The 18,014-nt window shown below is 25.2% G+C and carries 18 protein-coding genes and 2 pseudogenes; 7 read left to right on the forward strand and 13 right to left on the reverse strand.

Translation table 11 applies throughout. The features are described from left to right. Positions 1-192: 192 nt before the first annotated feature. Complete coding sequence (locus tag Q1J76_RS11360) at positions 193-1,800, reverse strand: peptide ABC transporter substrate-binding protein (protein ID WP_300370422.1); 1,608 nt, start codon at positions 1,798-1,800, stop codon at positions 193-195. Between the two features lie 174 nt (positions 1,801-1,974). Here Q1J76_RS11360 and Q1J76_RS11365 point away from each other — a divergent pair, with 174 nt between their 5' ends. Next, positions 1,975-3,174, forward strand: coding sequence for an RsiV family protein (locus Q1J76_RS11365; protein WP_300370425.1), 1,200 nt, complete (start codon positions 1,975-1,977; stop codon positions 3,172-3,174). A 1-nt stretch (position 3,175) separates the two neighbouring features. Here the strand turns inward: Q1J76_RS11365 and Q1J76_RS11370 are convergent, their stop codons facing one another. Then, positions 3,176-4,027: a tetratricopeptide repeat protein gene (locus Q1J76_RS11370; protein ID WP_300370427.1), complete on the reverse strand. Its 852-nt coding sequence runs from the start codon at positions 4,025-4,027 to the stop codon at positions 3,176-3,178. A 124-nt stretch (positions 4,028-4,151) separates the two neighbouring features. Here Q1J76_RS11370 and Q1J76_RS11375 point away from each other — a divergent pair, with 124 nt between their 5' ends. Continuing rightward, positions 4,152-5,303 (forward strand): iron-containing alcohol dehydrogenase, encoded by a 1,152-nt coding sequence (locus Q1J76_RS11375; protein WP_300370430.1) that lies wholly within the window; start codon positions 4,152-4,154, stop codon positions 5,301-5,303. On the opposite strand, the gene Q1J76_RS11380 is transcribed toward Q1J76_RS11375, so the two are convergent. From Q1J76_RS11380 to Q1J76_RS11415, 8 genes are all read right to left on the reverse strand, one after another. After that, positions 5,300-6,163 carry a ribonuclease H-like domain-containing protein gene (locus Q1J76_RS11380; protein ID WP_300370433.1) on the reverse strand — a complete coding sequence of 288 codons (864 nt, stop codon included), beginning with the start codon at positions 6,161-6,163 and terminating at the stop codon, positions 5,300-5,302. The genes Q1J76_RS11375 and Q1J76_RS11380 overlap by 4 nt on opposite strands. A gap of 22 nt (positions 6,164-6,185) precedes the next feature. Next, complete coding sequence (gene cysS / locus Q1J76_RS11385; protein ID WP_300370436.1) at positions 6,186-7,610, reverse strand: cysteine--tRNA ligase; 1,425 nt, start codon at positions 7,608-7,610, stop codon at positions 6,186-6,188. 348 nt (positions 7,611-7,958) lie between these two features. Continuing rightward, complete coding sequence (locus Q1J76_RS11390; RefSeq protein WP_300370439.1) at positions 7,959-8,546, reverse strand: hypothetical protein; 588 nt, start codon at positions 8,544-8,546, stop codon at positions 7,959-7,961. 200 nt (positions 8,547-8,746) lie between these two features. Beyond that, positions 8,747-9,604 (reverse strand): alpha/beta hydrolase, encoded by an 858-nt coding sequence (locus Q1J76_RS11395; protein ID WP_498034144.1) that lies wholly within the window; start codon positions 9,602-9,604, stop codon positions 8,747-8,749. A gap of 90 nt (positions 9,605-9,694) precedes the next feature. Next, positions 9,695-10,363 (reverse strand): DUF6320 domain-containing protein, encoded by a 669-nt coding sequence (locus tag Q1J76_RS11400; protein WP_300370445.1) that lies wholly within the window; start codon positions 10,361-10,363, stop codon positions 9,695-9,697. 5 nt (positions 10,364-10,368) lie between these two features. Continuing rightward, entirely contained in the window at positions 10,369-11,634 is a 1,266-nt protein-coding gene (locus Q1J76_RS11405; RefSeq protein ID WP_300370448.1) for an alcohol acetyltransferase, read from the reverse strand. Between the two features lie 913 nt (positions 11,635-12,547). Then, positions 12,548-13,000, reverse strand: a complete 453-nt coding sequence (locus Q1J76_RS11410) for a VOC family protein (RefSeq protein ID WP_300370451.1) — start codon at positions 12,998-13,000, stop codon at positions 12,548-12,550. A 375-nt stretch (positions 13,001-13,375) separates the two neighbouring features. After that, on the reverse strand, positions 13,376-13,537 hold the full coding sequence (locus Q1J76_RS11415; RefSeq protein WP_300370454.1) for a hypothetical protein: 162 nt from the start codon (positions 13,535-13,537) through the stop codon (positions 13,376-13,378). 77 nt (positions 13,538-13,614) lie between these two features. Between Q1J76_RS11415 and Q1J76_RS11420 the strand changes: the two are divergent. Both Q1J76_RS11420 and Q1J76_RS11425 read left to right on the forward strand, forming a co-directional pair. Continuing rightward, positions 13,615-14,013, forward strand: a pseudogene (locus Q1J76_RS11420) (nuclease-related domain-containing protein); the annotation flags it as partial. Between the two features lie 219 nt (positions 14,014-14,232). Beyond that, complete coding sequence (locus tag Q1J76_RS11425; RefSeq protein WP_300370476.1) at positions 14,233-14,343, forward strand: topoisomerase DNA-binding C4 zinc finger domain-containing protein; 111 nt, start codon at positions 14,233-14,235, stop codon at positions 14,341-14,343. A 725-nt stretch (positions 14,344-15,068) separates the two neighbouring features. Here the strand turns inward: Q1J76_RS11425 and Q1J76_RS11430 are convergent. Together Q1J76_RS11430 and Q1J76_RS11435 are read right to left on the reverse strand one after the other, a co-directional pair. Beyond that, complete coding sequence (locus Q1J76_RS11430; protein ID WP_300370457.1) at positions 15,069-15,200, reverse strand: hypothetical protein; 132 nt, start codon at positions 15,198-15,200, stop codon at positions 15,069-15,071. Positions 15,201-15,293: 93 nt separating this feature from the next. Continuing rightward, positions 15,294-15,983, reverse strand: coding sequence for a DUF305 domain-containing protein (locus tag Q1J76_RS11435; protein ID WP_300370460.1), 690 nt, complete (start codon positions 15,981-15,983; stop codon positions 15,294-15,296). A gap of 310 nt (positions 15,984-16,293) precedes the next feature. On the opposite strand from Q1J76_RS11435, the gene Q1J76_RS11440 reads away from it, so the two are divergent. Beyond that, on the forward strand, positions 16,294-16,482 hold the full coding sequence (locus Q1J76_RS11440) for a hypothetical protein (protein WP_300370463.1): 189 nt from the start codon (positions 16,294-16,296) through the stop codon (positions 16,480-16,482). Between the two features lie 72 nt (positions 16,483-16,554). Further along, positions 16,555-16,800 (forward strand): DUF4145 domain-containing protein, encoded by a 246-nt coding sequence (locus Q1J76_RS12565; protein WP_367182142.1) that lies wholly within the window; start codon positions 16,555-16,557, stop codon positions 16,798-16,800. 328 nt (positions 16,801-17,128) lie between these two features. Here Q1J76_RS12565 and Q1J76_RS11445 read toward each other — a convergent pair whose 3' ends face one another. Then, entirely contained in the window at positions 17,129-17,524 is a 396-nt protein-coding gene (locus Q1J76_RS11445) for a hypothetical protein (RefSeq protein ID WP_300370466.1), read from the reverse strand. A 249-nt stretch (positions 17,525-17,773) separates the two neighbouring features. On the opposite strand from Q1J76_RS11445, the pseudogene Q1J76_RS11450 reads away from it, so the two are divergent. Continuing rightward, positions 17,774-18,014 (forward strand): annotated as a pseudogene (locus tag Q1J76_RS11450) (methyl-accepting chemotaxis protein); the annotation flags it as partial.

The following is an 18,014-nucleotide window of genomic DNA, read 5'->3' on the forward strand; positions in this document are numbered from 1 at the left end:
AAAGCATCATAATTAGGAGTAGATAACATTCAAGATATTAAAACTAAGATCCATAGTTCTAGATTCTGCTCCCATATTAACAGCTATAGAATCATTATTTTTACGGCATGACAGTAAAAATGCAAACATAATAGTTAATAAAATGCTAATTATCTTTTTTATGTTTATGGGAAATACCCTTTTAAATATATTCTAATCATTCATATATGAATAGTTAAATTTATGTCTTCCTAAAGGATTCAATACCACACCTTGAAGTTTAGGATTTTTCATAAATAAATCAGCCCTATAATATAGAGGAATAATAGGCATCTCTTCCATAAGTATATTTTCTGCCTTTGCCATAGCCTGCATTCTTATTTTATTATCAGCAGATTGTTTGGCAATAAGTAAATTATCATCATACTCTTTATTATTAAAACCTGAATGATTTATTCCGCCGTAGCTTATCATAACATCAAGCATAGTCATAGGATCATTATAATCTCCAGTCCACCCCATTCTAGCCATTTGATAATCTTTTTCTGTTAATGACTGTAAAGTAATAGGAAACTCCTCCTGTACCAAAGAAACATTAACATTCAAATTCTCTTTCCACATTTGCTGTAAAGCCTCTCCAACTAATACATAAATGCCAGGAGAAACTTTAAGCTCTATCACAGGATAATTCTGTCCATTAGGATATCCAGCCTCAGCCATAAGCTCTTTTGCCTTTTTCACATTATTTTCATAATCATTAATATCTATATACTCTTTATTTTCTTTTCTAAATGTACTTTTCAATCCTCTAACTTCTGTAGGTACAAATGCTCCTGCAGGAATCTGTCCTCCTTTAGTAACATTCTCAACTAAATAATTTCTATCTATAGCAAGTGCCAATGCCTGTCTTACTCTCTTATCTTCAAATGCTTTATTAGTAATATTCAATTCTATGTAATATGTACCTATAGAATTATTAGCAATTATATAACCTTTATTTTTCAATGTTTCTATCTCAGCAGCAGGAGGCTCTAATGCAGAAAAATGTATGTTTCCTCCTCTAACTCCAGCAATAGCAGTATTAGGATCGCTCATAAGTAAGAAAGTTATTTCATTAACTAATTGTTCCTTACCAGAATAATAATTAGTATTAATATCAAATACTATCTTTTCATCTGTTATTCTTTCTTTCATTTTATAAGGACCATTACAAATATAAGTATCAGGAGATAAAGTCCATTTGTCGCCATATCTTTCTATAATATCTTTTCTAACAGGCATAAAAACAACGGTAGAAGCTATAAACTCAAGAAAGTAAGAAGCAGGATTTGGAAGACGAACTTCAAAAGTATAATCATCAATAGCATCCACAGCTAAATCATTATAATACATATCACCAGAATTGATTTCTTTAGCATTCTTAACTATTTCCATCATATATGAATATTCAGCAGCAGTGTTCGGATCAACAGCTCTTTTCCAAGAATACTCAAAATCATTAGCGGTTAGAGGTTTGCCATCTGACCATTTTGCATCTTTTCTAATGTGAAATGTATATGTTAATCCGTCTTCTGATATATTCCAACTTTCTGCCATTCCTGATTTTACATTATTATTTGAATCTATTCTTGTAAGTCCCTCAAAAGCATGAAGTATATAAGATGACACAACATTAATAGAATTTAATGTAGGATCCATAGTTTTTGGTTCAGGTCCTAGATTTATAGTTAATAATGAACCTGTTTTAGCACTGTCTGTAACTTTGGAACATGACAATACGGTAAAAATTATCATAGATAAAATAATTAATATTCTTTTCATAAAACAATTCCTCATTATGTTGATTTTGTATGAAATTTAAACTCATATTATATTATAAGTATTATCATGTCAATAGTAATTTCTATATAGAGTATTGTTTTATATTGACAAAACACAAAATATGCTATATTATGTTTACTTGTGTATGTTAATAATAATTAAGGAAAACAATATATGATTAGAAAAAGCATTCTTATCTTATCATTTATAATATTGATAATATCATGTTCAAATAATAATACTCAAACAAATACTAATTTAACACAAAATCAAACTAATGAAATAGAAAAAAATGAAAATAAATCTGAATCAGCAATAAGTAAAAGTATTGAATGGATATCTCATCACTATTATGCCAAAAATGATGAAGGCGATTTCTTTTCTGTATACTTAAATGACAGATGGCCTGAAAATAATGATGAATTAATGCCAAATTATGAAAAAATAAAAGCAGCTTTTAATTATAAAAATTTAAATGATATAAATCAATTCTATAATAAAAAGAGTATTATTGATATAACAAATAATAAAATATATGCAGAAGCTCAAAATGGTCAAAGTATAGAATGTACATATTCAAATATTACATCATTTAAGATGAAATCAAAATCATTAAATAGTTCATCAAAAGAAATAAATACAACTTCATCATTAAAAGCAGCTGTATATAACTATGTGTATACAAATGTATCTGAAACTAATGAATATGGAAGTGCTTCAACATTCTCATATAAAGATTCTATATTTTTGCTTATACCAGATGATACCAACAAGTTAGAAGCATATGATAAAATTTCTTTTGATATAAATAAAGATTTTAATTTTAATAATTTAAAAAGAAATGAAAATTTAGAATTTGAATATAAAAAGGGAAGGATATCACAATTATTTGAAAATGCTATGAGCGTCCTTTATAATGAATGGGTAACAAATTCAGTTTATAGTTATGAATCAAGTAAATCTATAAACATAACTTATTTTAATGATAAAACTATATCTGCAAGAACAACTTCAACACTTTATCTAGGAGGTGCACATGGGGTGTACAATAATTATAATTCAGTATATGCATTAGAAACAGGCGAAAAAATAGAAATTACTAACTTCATAAAAAATGTTAATGATACTGAATTAAAAAATATTATTGCAGATAAACTTTTATCAATAGATAATAGAACAGAAGAAGATTATTTAGTTCCTTTAGATGAAATAACTTTAGCTGATACATCTTTTTACATTTATGCCGATGGAATACATTTTGTATGGGCTATATACTCTATAACTGCTTATGTTTTAGGTGAAACAGAAATAGTTTTTGACTTTGATGAAATTAAACCATTCATAAAAGATGAATATTTATACATATTAAAATGATTTATAAACATTTAGAAAATGAATAAAATGAATGATTTTTAGTATTTTCTTTTTGCAGCTGTCTTGCTTCTTTTATTAAAGTAAAATGATTTTTATAATCTTTTAACTGATAATAGCATATGGATAAATAGCATATTGTATATATACTATTTTCATTAGAAAGTATTAATTGTTTATTAAAATTTTCTATGGCATTAATATAGTCCTTCACATACATATAACAAAGTCCTATATAGTAGTATAGAATATATCCGTTATTATAAATACATTTAGCTTCCAATAAATTTTCTATTGCTTTTTTATATTTATCTATCCTATAATATGAAATACCAAGAAATAATTTTATATAATAATCCTTTTCATTATTTATATCATACAATCTATTGGATTTTTCAAAATATTCTACAGCATTATCATAATTACCTAATCTATAATAACATATGCCTACAAATTTAAAATTATCAGCATTTCCGCCGTAAATATCTAATATATCAATATAATATTTCAAAGTTTTTTTATACTTATATGATAAACTTGAATCATAATAATAATTCAAATATATTTTTAAATATTTAAGAGCCTTTTCAAATTCATTTATATAATAGTATGATAAACCAATATAATAAAAATAATTAATATCAATTTCATTTTCTGTATTTTTATCTAGTGCTTTTTCAAAGTATTCTACTGCTTCTATGTAATTTTCAAGCATATATAAGGAAAATCCTATATAAAAATAGTATTTAGTATTATCATCTATTTCTATCAATTTCTTACAGGTTTCAGAAAGATTGTAGTAATCTTTATTATAAAAAAATTCTTTAGCTTTTTTTATGTAGAATTCTTTATTCATATAATAAATAAACTAAAATTATATACAGTTTGTAAAAATTATACATATACTAATTAAAAATTAAGGTTAATATTTCCGAATATATATGATAAGAAATATAAAATTAATATAATAGAAGTAGACTATGGCTATAATAGAATTTAATATACCAACAAAAATAACATTTGGAGTTGATTCTCTAGATTGCTTATCAGATACTATAAAGAAATACGGCGGAAGAACTGTATTGGTTACAGACGGTGCTTCTTTCAATCAAACAGGATTAATAGACCAAATAGTAAATAAACTTAATGATAAGTTTATAAATGTTATGGTTTATTCTGATATAAACTCTACAAGCACTAGCGATGCTGCTGATATTATTGCAAACCTTGTAAGATATAGTAAGGCGGAATCTATAGTTGCAGTTGGAGGATTTAAAATACAAAATACAGCCAAAGGTGCTGCTATTGTAGTTACAAACAGCGGTGAGGCATCAGATTATATTAATGGACAGCCTGTATATCATAAGCCTCTTCCAATCATAGCTGTGCCTACAATATTGGGTTCTTTATCAGAAATAGCCACTGGTATGTGCTTATATGATAAATACGATGAAATTAATAAACAAAACAATGAACCAAATGTATATACTTCTAATTGTATTATAGATCCTACTCTATATGCTACTGTACCTGTAAAATATACAATAAGCAGTGCATTATCTGTATTTGCATTGTCTTTTGATATATATATGAGCAATACACTTACAAGCATAACAGAACCTTTAATAGTACATGCTATGAAAATAAGTATGCAGGGATTAAAAAAACTTATATCTGACAGTAATAATATGGATAATATAACAACATTAGCTACAGCAAATATGTTATGTGCTACTTCGGCATGTCATAGCAGCTTGGGAGCTATAAGAGCATTATCAATAGCAATAAATAGTGTTTATGCTGTTAATAAATCTATGGTATGTTCTATATTGCTTCCTCATATAATGGAATACTATATCACTGTAGCACCTGATAAATATATTGTACTTTCAAATGTAATAGATGGAATAGACCCTGAAATGACTCCTTTTGAAATTGCAAATCAGTCAGCACAGCATATAAAGCAGTTTTTGCATAATATCAATTTACCAACAAGATTAAATGAGATAAATATTGATAGAAGTAAATTCGATAAAGTTGCAGAGCTTGCATTAAAATATGATGGTATGGACAACCTTCCTAGAAGTATGAATTTCGATTCTATTATGACTATATTAGATCAGGCTTATTAATCTTCGCTTTTAGGAGAATATTTATAAGGCTTCTTATGTAATGCATCTATAAGTTTTTTATTTGGCTTATAATTTTCTACTGAAAGCAAAGGTTTATATTCCAACAATTTACAATTAGAACTTTCAGCATATTTATTATAAGCCAAACAAAGCAAATGTTCCAAATTAACAGTATCCAATAAATTATAATGTATAAGTGAATCTATTGCAGACTCATCTTTTGTATCCTGATAATAATTCCAAAGCAATACAGCTGTATAACCATTAACCCCTTCCATATCATCGCCTCTAGAAATACCTACATCTTGTTCTATCTTTTTTAATCCACCTGTATATCCTAAATCCTTAAGAACGAAACGCAAATCTATTTGTGCAGATTTTATAGTAGTAGCAAAATATCTCTCCAAAAACGGTATATCAAAACAAGAGCCGTTAAATGTAACTATTATAGAATAATTTTTTATATAATCCAAAAATTCATGCTCATTTCTGCCATGAACGAATACCCTTATATCCTTACCATCATAACAGCCTATAACCGTTATATGAGCTTTGGAAGGTTTAATACCTGTTGTTTCTATATCCAAGAATACAGTTTTATCCATAAAAAGAGGATACAATCTATATGTTATAGAAGGAGGAAATTTCTTTAAAAAATAATTATAGTTTTTTGATTTATAATTATAAATAGATTTAGGAAGTTCTTTCTTCAAAACCTCTCGAATACTGCCCGGCATAGCATAATAATCTATTTTATTTAATGTATCTTCCCAATCTATAACTCCTTCTTCCCATAAAAGACTCTCTTTTTTAGGTCCAATACCTTCTATATGCTGAAATGTTTTTTTTATTAAGTCCACATAATTCCTTTATTTTTTATCATTATTTTCTCTTCCATTTAACACCCTGAGGAGTGTCCATTATCTCTATTCCAATAGATAAAAGTTCATTTCTTATTTCATCTGCTTTTTGATAATTCTTTTCTTTCTTAGCAAGAGTACGTTCTTCTATCATTTTATTGATTTTTTCTTCATCGGCATTATTTTCTTCTTTATCTGTACTGCCTATTTTGAAGCAATTGATAATATTATTCACCCTTTCTATAAATTTCAATATCTTATCTCTTGTATCCGTATTAATAGATTCAAAAGATGTATTTACAGATTTTACCAATGTAAATAAAGTTCCAAGTGCCTCTGAAATATTTAAATCATTATAAATAGAATCTGAAAACTTTTCATTAGAAGTATCTAACTCTTTTAATAAATTTTCATTGATTTCATTTGAATCAGTCTTATTTATATCTTGAAGCCTGAATATTAAATCATTAACCCTATCAATGGCACTTTGCGACTGTTTAATCCCTTCTATAGTAAAATTTAATTGTTTTCTATAATGCGAATTTATAAGAGAATATCTTATAGCTTCAGGAGAAAGCCCCTTATCAAGCAAATCCCTAAGGGTATAAAAATTACCTTTAGATTTTGACATCTTCTCACCATCAACTATTAAATGCTCGCAATGAAGCCAATAATTAACAAATTTTTCATTAAATGCTGCCTCATTCTGAGCTATTTCATTTTCATGATGAGGAAATTTATTATCAACTCCGCCCGTATGTATATCGAAATGTTTTCCTAAATATTTACAGCTCATAGCAGAACATTCTATATGCCATCCAGGTCTTCCCTTTCCAAAAGGAGAGTCCCAACAAACATCTCCATCCTCTTCTGTATATGCCTTCCAAAGAACGAAATCGCTTGCATTCTCCTTATCATATTCATCATTAAGAACTCGTCCTGAAGCTCCGTCAAGCAATTCCTGCTTATCCAAATTGGCTAATTCTCCATATTTTGGAAATGTATTTATCTTAAAATATACAGAACCGTCAGATTCATATGTATGTCCGTTTTTCTTTAAAAGCTCTATAATATCAATCATCTCTTTTATATGATCAGTTGCTGCTGGATTTACAGATGCTTTTTTTATTCCTAAAGTTTGTATATCTTCAAAGAATGCATCTTTATATTTTTGAGTATAATCATTCAAAGAAATATTATTTGCTTTAGAATTTTTTATAGTTTTATCATCAACATCAGTTAAATTCATTATAAGCTTAACATTATACCCATAATCTTCCAATACTCTTCTAAGTAAATCACTAAATATATAAGCTCTAAAATTTCCTATATGTGCATAATTATATACAGTAGGTCCGCATGAATACATACCAATTTCTTCACTATTAATTGGTTTAAATACTTCTTTTTCTCTAGTAAGTGAATTATAAAATACTATATATCTCATATTAAAATTTATTCCTTAAAATATAGACAATATTTTACTTAAAAGACTTTATTTGTCAAGACTATTATTCATTTTTTACAAATCTATTATTATATGAAAAAAAATAAAAATCTATTTAATAAAAAAATCCCTCCTAAAAATTTTAAGAGGGATAATCAAATTCTATTTATCAAACAATAAATAAAACTATTTTCTAAATATAAATTAATAAAATTAAACTGTTTTACTTTTTTTTATTACTACAGTAGCCTGTTCCTTATATTTAGATATTAGACTTTTAAGATCCTTTTTTGCATTATCTTGAATTTTAGCCATTATTTAATTCCTCCTTGAATAATGAATAATGTTTTAGAAATCACCTTCTCTCCATACCTTAAAGTCTGGATAGTCCAATTTTTTAGATTTATCTTCATACCATTTGCATACTGCAGCAGACATATTAATTACATAAAAATTAAATTCTGTCTTCCAACCGTCATTTTTAAATTCTGCAAATGATGGTATAAATTTATTATTAATGGCATTATATATATTATTTTGTGCTGCTTCTGTAGGAATATTATTATCCTTAATAGCAATTCTCAATATCAAATGTATAGACATACAAGATAAAGTAGATGTAAGTCTGCTGTACTCATTAAACATATCATCTCTGCTATAATTTTCTGCCAAAGTATCCATCCACATTTGAAGTAAATTTCCTAATGCTTCAAGCTGTTCTGGAGTTGCATTTTTATTCATTATGATAGAGGTATAATTCTCTGCCAATTCTAAAAATGTCATACTTGAGTTTTCATCTGAAACAGATATATCAGCTACTTCTTCTATTTGCATAGATTTTATCATAGATGAAGCTGCATCTTGGGCATGAACTTTAATATTAGAAGATATAAAAATAAATGAAACTAATAATAAATAAATAAAAATCTTTTTCATAAAATATATTTCCATTATAATTTTATATATTTATTATCGTCATCAATTGATTTGTCAATACACTTATTTTTTATTTAATTTGAAAGTAATTTCATTAATTGATAGTATAAAACATTTATGTTTAGTAACATGTACTATAAAGTTGGCTTTAATCACTTAAAATAATGATTATTAATATAAAAAATATTATTATACTTATATTAAATTTTCTCAATCCATTTTAATACTCTGACCATTATATGCTCTCTGTCCATATCCTCAAAAAATATACCATTAACTAAATTATTATGATATATATCTTTATTTTCGAATATAATACATTCTGCAAGCCCTTCATTAAAACTATTTACTTTATTGGAAAAATTAATGGAATTCTGAACATCGCATATAGGATCGAGTGCGGAATGAATGCATAATACTTTTGTCTTCTCGCTTCCATCTATATGAGAATAAGGATTAGCCGAATCTCTGATATATCCTTCTTCAAATAACTGATCAAGCATAGGTGTTATTATATCATTGGTGCATACCGTTAAATCTGTAGGACCTCCCAAAGATATATAGCCTTTAAAAAGATTATTATCAGTATTATATTTTTTCTGCATCTCTTTATTATATACAAGCAAAGCACCTAGATGAGCACCTGCAGATGAACCTATAACTACTATATCAGAATAATCAATATTTTTTTCTTTCAAAATTTCCAATGCCTTATTAAAACCTGCAAATACATCTTCTATCTGGCAGGGATATTTATGATTTTTACTAAGTCTGTATCCCAATAAAATAGTATGGAATTTTTCTTCTGCAAATCTTCTTCCTACAAATCTATACAAATCGGCAGTACCTTCTCTCCAGCCACCTCCGTATATATAAACTATAACCTTCTTCTTTGATTCTTCATTATCTTCAAGCTGAGGAGCAAAATATAATATATACTGTGCCTTATTCTTATCATATCTATATTTTTCAGGCTTTATTTTTTTATCAGCCTTTAGAAAATTGAATGCCATTATAGGATAGCTTAAATACTCTGAGAATAAATTTTTTCTTCTCATCTTCTCTTCAAGTTTTTTATTTCTTTTATCAAAACCAGCCTTTCTCTTTTTTTCTTTTTTGCTTTCTTCCATAAAAGGTACTCCTCAATATTATAAATTAAAAATCTTTATCATAGATGAAATAAAATCATTATTAAACAATATAAGCATAGCCAATATAATGATAATACCTCCTCCAAAAGCTGATAAACTGCTCCAAAGTACAAAATTAAATAAAGGAAGAATTATCATAAGCATTGATATAAATGAAGAAGAAATTATATAAGAAACATATTCATTGAAATATTTTCTGTCTATAACGGCAATAATAAACATAGCAATATCCAGTCCCAAAGCCAAAAAAGGAACAGGATAATTAAATGACCATTTATGAAATCCTGTGAATATATCTATTACAATAATAAGAGGTATTAATATAAAAAACTCTATAAGTAATTTCTGCCTTAAATATAAACTATTTGCTGTAAAACATAAATAAGTGAAATATGCAGATAATATTGATATAACAGATATTACAGCCCAATTATATTTTGAATTAGTTGAAATATTTACTATTATCAAAGATATTATTAAGGCTAATGATGATAATGAAACTATTTTTTTGGCATTGATTTTTTTCTGTAGTTTATAAAACCATTCATATGAATGATACTCTTCATATATTATTTTTTTATCATCATTATTATCATTTAGTTTTTTTAAACATAAAGGACATATATTTGTTTTTATTTCTAATTTGCAATTATCACAATAAGACATTTTATTTATACTCCATAGTCATTAGAATAAATTTCTAATTCTGAAACATTAGATACATATTTAAAGAAATATTTTATTATATCCGTTTCTATAACTGTTCTATTGAATGTTACAGACAATTTATCTCCAAAACTGCATAAACCACAATTTAAAGGACTGTTTATAGTAGGATATACAACAGCTTCAAAATGACTTATATAATCTTTCATATCATCAGGAAGTATAATATTTCCAAAATTTGATATTGTTATTGTTTTTAATTTATCTTCAAAAAGTTCAAATACCAAATTAACAGCAAAGTTTTTAATAAATAAAGGTATAAATTTAGCCAATGCATTATTTTCTAATTTTGTATTCTTATATATAAAATTCTTAAGCTTTTCTTTGGTAATCTTTTCTTTCATTTCTTTATCTGCAATTTTTATTATATCATCAAAGGTTAATTTTTTGTCTGTAGGAATTAATATATTTGCAACACCGAAGAAATTTTTTAAAGATATTGAAGGAAAAATATTTCTCAAATTTACAGGCACACATACAACTATATTTTTACCGTCAAGTCTGTTTTTTATTCTTGTTTCATAAATAGAATAAGCTAGAACAGAAAGCATATAAGATGTTATTGTTATATTATATTTTTTACTTTCTTCTTTGATGCTTTTTAAACTTAATATACCATGTACAACATTATCCCCATAAAATTTTAAAGGTTTTCCTTTGATTAAATAAATATTTTTTATCTTTTTCTCACTTTGAGATTCATACTTATCTTTGGTATGAACTAAAAAACTATCATCATAATCAGCTATAGTATGTATATTATCTTTAAACACATCATCATTTTTATCATCAATTTTTTTACCAATCAAAATAAAATAATGATACAATAAAGATTTACAAAAACTTATTAAAGCTGTAGCATCTGCCAGAGAATGATCTATCTCTACAAAAATTCTGCACTTGTAATATCCAGCCCTTATAAGATAGCCATTATTTAATTTGCTGTTTATATTATAGCATGGATAATATTTATCTTCCTGTATTAATAATCTTCTATAATTTTCCTCAAAGTAATTCCAAAAAAGTCCTTTCTTTATCATAAGAGAAAGTGTGGGAAATCTTTTTATAGCTATGTCTAAAGCATCTTGAAGTTTTTGAGGATTAACTTCTTCTTTAATAACAACCGATACTCGGAATATTGGTATATTTTTTTTATTTTTTATAGATACAAAAAGTTTGGCGACATTATCCAGTTTATAGAGATGTTTCATAATAATTACACCATAGTTTAATATTAATATTCTAAATCATATACTTTATTTTTCAATATAAAAAACTATTAAATTGATGTAAAAATATGTATTTAGTAATATATAGTTCTTTATTATTGCTTCTATATATTTTTTATATTAAATTTTTTAAAAATAAAAAAAATAATTTTTTTGATATACTCTGAACCCCTCCCTCTAGATTTTCTGCATTTACTGTTCTTTTTATATTATTTTTCTTTTTTATCTTTTCTTTAATTTCAGCTGCCCGCCCAAGTGTTGTTTAAATTTTTAAATTTATTCCACGTACGGTGAATGCATTTTTATATTTTGTTTTATTTAAATTAATAATTTAATTATATATAAAATTTAGCTCTGCGTACGATGAGAAGATTAGAAATTTAAATTCCGCCAGGGTGGGTGCTGAAAATTCTGATTAAGCTAATAAATATAATAAGATTAAAATTACTCAATATAATAGTAAATATAACAGGGTGGGGATTGGGAATAAAATTAAAAACCGCCATGATATATTTACTATCATAACAGTTTTTATCAAATATCAAATTATTCTAAAGCTCTAAAAGAAACACCCAATGTAACTCCAAAATCCAAATTGGAATAATCATATTTATGATATATATTACCTTTAAAAAGTCCTATAGTCGGAGGTATAGTTTGGAGAAAACTTCATTGAATATAAAATATTAATATTAAGCAATAAAATAGTTATGATAGTTAAGAGTAACTTTATTTTCATAATATAATTTCCTAATTTATTTGAATTTTATATTCTTTTCCAATTCTTCCAAAAATTTTTATATTATTTTTTAATATTATAAAACTATTAAATTCTATATAAAATAATGTACTTTGTATACTATAGTTCATATGATAATTTTTTAGAATGTTTCCATCAAAATGTTTCCATCAATTCGAGTATTATTCCGTCAGGGTCTTTAAAATACAATGCCTTACTTTTTGAAAATCCGTATGAAGTGAAATCAAATTCCTGAGGAGCGGATAAGCATTCTACATTATTATCTATTAAGTGTTTATATACCTTATCTATATTCTCAACTCTGAAACATATCTCTGAAGCAGAAATTTTATTTAATTTGGATTCGCTTTTTATAGTTTCTGGAGTTATGAATTCTAATAATTCTATAGGAGGGGCTATTATATTATCGCTGCCGTTAAGATAAGCAATTTTTACTTTGCAGTTATTCATAGCAAAAAGAGCATCTGTTTCTTTTCCTTCCATAACAGCCTCACCTATAAATTTTAAGCCTAAAATATTTCTATAAAAATTAATTGATCTTTCGATATTGCTCACTGTAATACCTATATGCATTACTTCTTTCAACATAAAACAAACCTACCTATTAAAAATCATTTGTTCTATAAATCTAATAAATTAATATAAAAAATCAAGTTATTTATTTTTTACTATTACTATAGGACTTTCTTTTATTCTCATAATCTCTCTTGTATCTATATTATTTTCTAAAAGCTTTCTCATAGCCTTCATATAATTATGAATATGATAAAAATATTTTTGCACCCTTCGTATAAATAATTTCTACCCTCTTCCCCATCATAAAACTTTTCAAATCTGTTTTAGGACATTCTCCCTAACAAGAAAATAAGGCATAACATCTTAAACAGTTTTTAGGAAGAGCCGATTTTTTTGCTCCGAAAGATTTTTGCTTATCAGAATATATTAAATCATTAGGATTATCCTTCATATATTTCTTATTTTATAATTCGTATATACATAATGATCGCAACTGTAAATATCTACATTATGATCTATAACAGTACAGCCTCTGCATTTCTTTGAGAATAAACATATTGTATTTTCTAAATATCTTACTGCAACTGCTTTTTTATTTTTGTGTTTCACCAATTAATTCATAAAAAATATTTGACAAAATAATAATTTAGTATATATATAAATACCATTAAGTAATAGGTAAAAAAATGGGTTTGTTCAAATATTTAATTAATAAAGAAGTTATTAATAATATTTTTCATAATGAAGAAGCTAAAGGAAGAATAGTGGAAGAAAAAGTTAATTCAGTTTTAAATTCTTATTTTTTTGGTAAAACAGAACATAGACAAATAAATAACTTAACAATTATTGATGATAACAATAAAAGTCATCAAATAGATCATATAGAAATAAGATCAAATGGTATATTTTGCATAGAAACAAAAAATTAAAGCGGTTTTATATTTGGAAGTGAAAATGATATGCAATGGACTCAATGTTTAAGAAAAGGTATAAGAAATCGTTTTTATAATCCTATTAAACAAAATAAGTCACATGTATTTCATTTAAAAAGAATATTGGGAAATCAATATAATATTAATTCATTAGTAGTTTTTACTCAAAATAATGATGATAAAATAAATGCAAAAAATGTTATTAATTTACGTGATTTAAAAAACTATTTAAATAACTTTAATGATGAAACAAATTATAGTATTGTAGAAATCGAAACTATTTATCAAAAATTAATTTCAAATAATAAAAATATTTCTCAAACTGAACATATAAAAAGTATAAAAGAAACTAAAAATGAAATATATAATTATATATGCCCTAGATGTAAAGGACAATTAGTATTAAGAAAAGGAAAATATGGAGAATTTTATGGATGCAGTAATTATCCTAATTGTAAATTTAAACTTAAAAAGATTTTATGACATGGGGCAAAAATAATGAGAGATGGTATAATAGATGTTTTTTCTGATTTTTTCAATTAAAAAAATCCTATAATTGATTATATAATGTGCTGGTTCTTTTCTTTTTACATTTTACTAAATACCGCCTTATTTCGATTATTCGCTGTTGTGTGATAATCTATTACTTGTATATTCATCACAAAAAGATTACTAAATAAAATAATATGGACGATATTATATATAATAAAAATTATGATGAATATATTATATAACCTATTGCTGTAATAAAATTCATTGATTATATATAAATTATATTTTAAATATCAAAACAATTTTTTATTATATAACACACCCCTTTATTTATTAATTAATAATTTTATTTCATCAAAAAGTCTTTTTAATTCCTTTGCTTTATTTTCAGGAAATTTTAGGTTATTAAATTTTGTACTATTTTCTAACCTTATATCAGTAAAAATATCAAAATTGTTTACTTTTGTTATTGCATTTATAGTATATGTATCTATATATTCAGTATTAAAAAACCATCCTTTAATTGTTTTATAAACTTCTTCTTTATTTAATTTTGTAACACTATCTATATAGCTTAATTCTAATATTTCATTATCTTTAAATTTTAATATTATTTTATTATTTTGTGAAACAGAAAAAGCTGTACTGCTTAAATATTGTATTTCTAATATTATATCACCATCTTTTCTTATAAATCTTAAATTTGAAGTAGTATCTCAATTTTGTATACTAACATAGTCTGTTTGATAGTGAGCAGTTCCATAAAAATCATCTTTTATGATATTAACTTTACTTGCACATGATAAAAGAAAGAATAAAACAATAAAATACATTAGTATTTTATTCATAGTTTTAGCTCCTAACTATTGATATATATTATTTTTTGCAAGTATGTAAAAGGCTCAAATAATTATTATTTAAGCCTTTTAATTGATTTAACATTAATTATTTGCAGATAAATTATTAATTAACTCATTCATATAATTTATCTCTTTTTCCTGATCTATTATAATTCTATTGGCTATTTCTTTAATTTTTTCATCTTTAGTTGATTCTAAAATCTTTTCAGCTGCATCAACAGCACCTTGATGATGAGGAATCATGCCTTGTAAAAAATCAATATCATTATCTCCTGTAACTTGTATAGAAGACATATCAGTCATCATTTTATTCATAATGTTTTCCATATCATCGCCTATTTTAGCAGTATCAATAGCAGAATAATCTGTGTTTTTTGTTTCTAATTCTTTAATTAAAGCAGTAAATTCAGTAACTTCAAATTCCTGAGCTTTAATAATATTATTAGCTAAATCAGTTACATCTGCATTTTTACTTGTTTCCAAAAGTCTTTTAGATGATAAAATAGCACCTTGATGATGAGGAATCATATTAAATAAGAAATCAATATCTATGTTAGAAGTTTTTTGAAACGGCTGTTTCATCATAGGAGCATGCATTATATCAATAATTTCTGAAAATACTGACTCATGTACTGTATCTGCTATATTATCAGACGATGTATTTTTTTGTATAGCCTCTTGACTTGAAACATTGCCTTCGGATGCATTACTGCCGCAGGAAACTAAAAAAAGAAATGATGCTAAAGTAAAAATTAATAAAATGTTTTTCATATGTTTTTATCCTTTAAATATATTTTTTATTTTTCTGCTTAATTAGACGAAATAATATTAAAAAAGTTCCCGTAAAAAATAATTTTTTATATACTTTTTTTAATAAAGTTTTTTATATGATAAAGCCAAGCAATAGAGCAGAACACAACAGCGAATAAGCGGGATTTAACGGTATAAAGCGGTATTTAGTAAAACAGCAAAAAATATATATAAAACTTAAAAAATCTAAAAATCTTTAGTATATAAAAATCAAATAAATCAATATAATCTGCTTATAATAAAAAAATATGCTGATAAAAGGCAGGTATATATGATATTAACAGAAGAAATACTAATCAAATCAGGAATAAATAAAGAATGGCTTAATATTTTAATAGATAACTTTGAAGAATATAATATATGTTCTTCAGAGAATGAAGAAGAAAATCTAAATTATTCAGCAAATACATTATTAAAAATATTTCCAAAATATTTTAAGGATATTGAGGAATCTAAATAAGCTGCCAGAGCTGGTTTAACTTTATCAAGAATCTCTTTGGAGTCTTTAATATTATAAAAGCATAATGCAGAAATAGAAAAAGATTTTAATAAAAATATTGATAAGTTATTAGAGTTAGACATAATTACTGTAAAAATACAAAAATTACTATCAAGTGCCGGAGTAATTGGAAATAAATCTGCACATAATTTTAATATTACAGATACAGAAAATGAAGCTAATGCTGATGATTGTATTGCAGTATTAGAAGTTATTAATTATGTATTGGAAAACATAAGAATACCGCAGGAAAAAGAAGAAAAATTAAATACTTTATAGAAAAAGCTAAAAGGCGAAAAAATAGATTATGATAATGAAGCAGCTTTTTAATTTAGATTTATTAAGCACAAAACAGAATATTGATACTTCCGCTTTAGAAAGGAGATTGACGGCATTGTTTATACTCTTTACGGGCTGACTGAAAAAGAAATTAAAATTATTGACGGATTTTGATATTTTAGAAAATTTGCAGGCTCTTTATACTGATAAAATATCTAGTATAATTGTTTATGCAATATTAATTAATTTCAAGTTTTACTCAATAACCTATAATTAAAAAAGATATAGTAAATATTAAAATCTACTATATCCTAATTTTTAAGGAGTATTATTTTTTATTGTAAGTAGGCTTCATACCTGATTGGAAAGTTAAAGTATTTCCATTTACAGTGAAATTTCCTCTAGCATACTCTTTGCTTGATTTAATATTTCCTGATTTACCGTCAAAAGTATAATCTCCTTTTGTACCATTTCTCCCACCTCCTTGTGCATATTTTATAGCACTTTTTTCAGAAACACACCAACCTATGCTGACTTTTCCATTATCTTCAAAGTAAAGAGCTGCCCAATATCCAGAGCCTTCTCCAGCATATTCAGATGACCATGTTGTTCCAGCTAAACCTGATGGACCGTCATTTGGATTTTGAGAGCTGCTGCATGAAAAAATGCTGAGCATAATTAAGCTGAATACTAAAATAAATAAAATATTTTTAATCTTTTTCATATTATTAATCCTTATTAAAATCTATTATTAATTGGCATTATATATGAAAAAAAAAAAAAAATCAATTGACTTTAACAAAAATTATCTGTTTATATATGATGCTCAGTTCCTTTGTATTAAAATTCACTGGTTTTTCATATTGAAATATATGATTAAACGTAAAATTAAATATTTATTTTTACTTGATTAATATGTTCTTTTAGTATATAATGTAACTTCATTGTAATAAAAAATAATTAGGAATATTTTATGGAAAATAAAAAAATAAATAAAACTAATATCATATTCAAATTTTTAATTCCGTATATTACTTTTTTTATACTGATTAGCATACCAATATATATAATTTACTATAATCAATATAAATCTGCATTCCTGTCAAATACTTCCTCAATTATTAATGATGTTTCCAATGATATTTTAGCTTGGATTTCAAAATATAACATAGAAATAAATATGACTGACAGCTTCTTAAAAGCAGGTTTATCCC

Source organism: Brachyspira sp. (assembly GCF_029258575.1).
Classification (GTDB): Bacteria; Spirochaetota; Brachyspiria; order Brachyspirales; family Brachyspiraceae; genus Brachyspira.

Excerpts from the sequence above, each read along its gene's own strand:
- Q1J76_RS11360 (WP_300370422.1), bottom strand. The coding sequence starts at position 1,800 with ATGAAAAGAATATTAATTATTTTATCTATGATAATTTTTACCGTATTG.
- Q1J76_RS11365 (WP_300370425.1), top strand. The coding sequence starts at position 1,975 with ATGATTAGAAAAAGCATTCTTATCTTATCATTTATAATATTGATAATA.
- Q1J76_RS11370 (WP_300370427.1), bottom strand. The coding sequence starts at position 4,027 with ATGAATAAAGAATTCTACATAAAAAAAGCTAAAGAATTTTTTTATAAT.
- Q1J76_RS11375 (WP_300370430.1), top strand. The coding sequence starts at position 4,152 with ATGGCTATAATAGAATTTAATATACCAACAAAAATAACATTTGGAGTT.
- cysS (WP_300370436.1), bottom strand. The coding sequence starts at position 7,610 with ATGAGATATATAGTATTTTATAATTCACTTACTAGAGAAAAAGAAGTA.
- Q1J76_RS11390 (WP_300370439.1), bottom strand. The coding sequence starts at position 8,546 with ATGAAAAAGATTTTTATTTATTTATTATTAGTTTCATTTATTTTTATA.
- Q1J76_RS11395 (WP_498034144.1), bottom strand. The coding sequence starts at position 9,604 with ATGAGAAGAAAAAATTTATTCTCAGAGTATTTAAGCTATCCTATAATG.
- Q1J76_RS11400 (WP_300370445.1), bottom strand. The coding sequence starts at position 10,363 with ATGTCTTATTGTGATAATTGCAAATTAGAAATAAAAACAAATATATGT.
- Q1J76_RS11405 (WP_300370448.1), bottom strand. The coding sequence starts at position 11,634 with ATGAAACATCTCTATAAACTGGATAATGTCGCCAAACTTTTTGTATCT.
- Q1J76_RS11410 (WP_300370451.1), bottom strand. The coding sequence starts at position 13,000 with ATGTTGAAAGAAGTAATGCATATAGGTATTACAGTGAGCAATATCGAA.
- Q1J76_RS11430 (WP_300370457.1), bottom strand. The coding sequence starts at position 15,200 with ATGAATAAAATACTAATGTATTTTATTGTTTTATTCTTTCTTTTATCA.
- Q1J76_RS11435 (WP_300370460.1), bottom strand. The coding sequence starts at position 15,983 with ATGAAAAACATTTTATTAATTTTTACTTTAGCATCATTTCTTTTTTTA.
- Q1J76_RS11440 (WP_300370463.1), top strand. The coding sequence starts at position 16,294 with ATGATATTAACAGAAGAAATACTAATCAAATCAGGAATAAATAAAGAA.
- Q1J76_RS11445 (WP_300370466.1), bottom strand. The coding sequence starts at position 17,524 with ATGAAAAAGATTAAAAATATTTTATTTATTTTAGTATTCAGCTTAATT.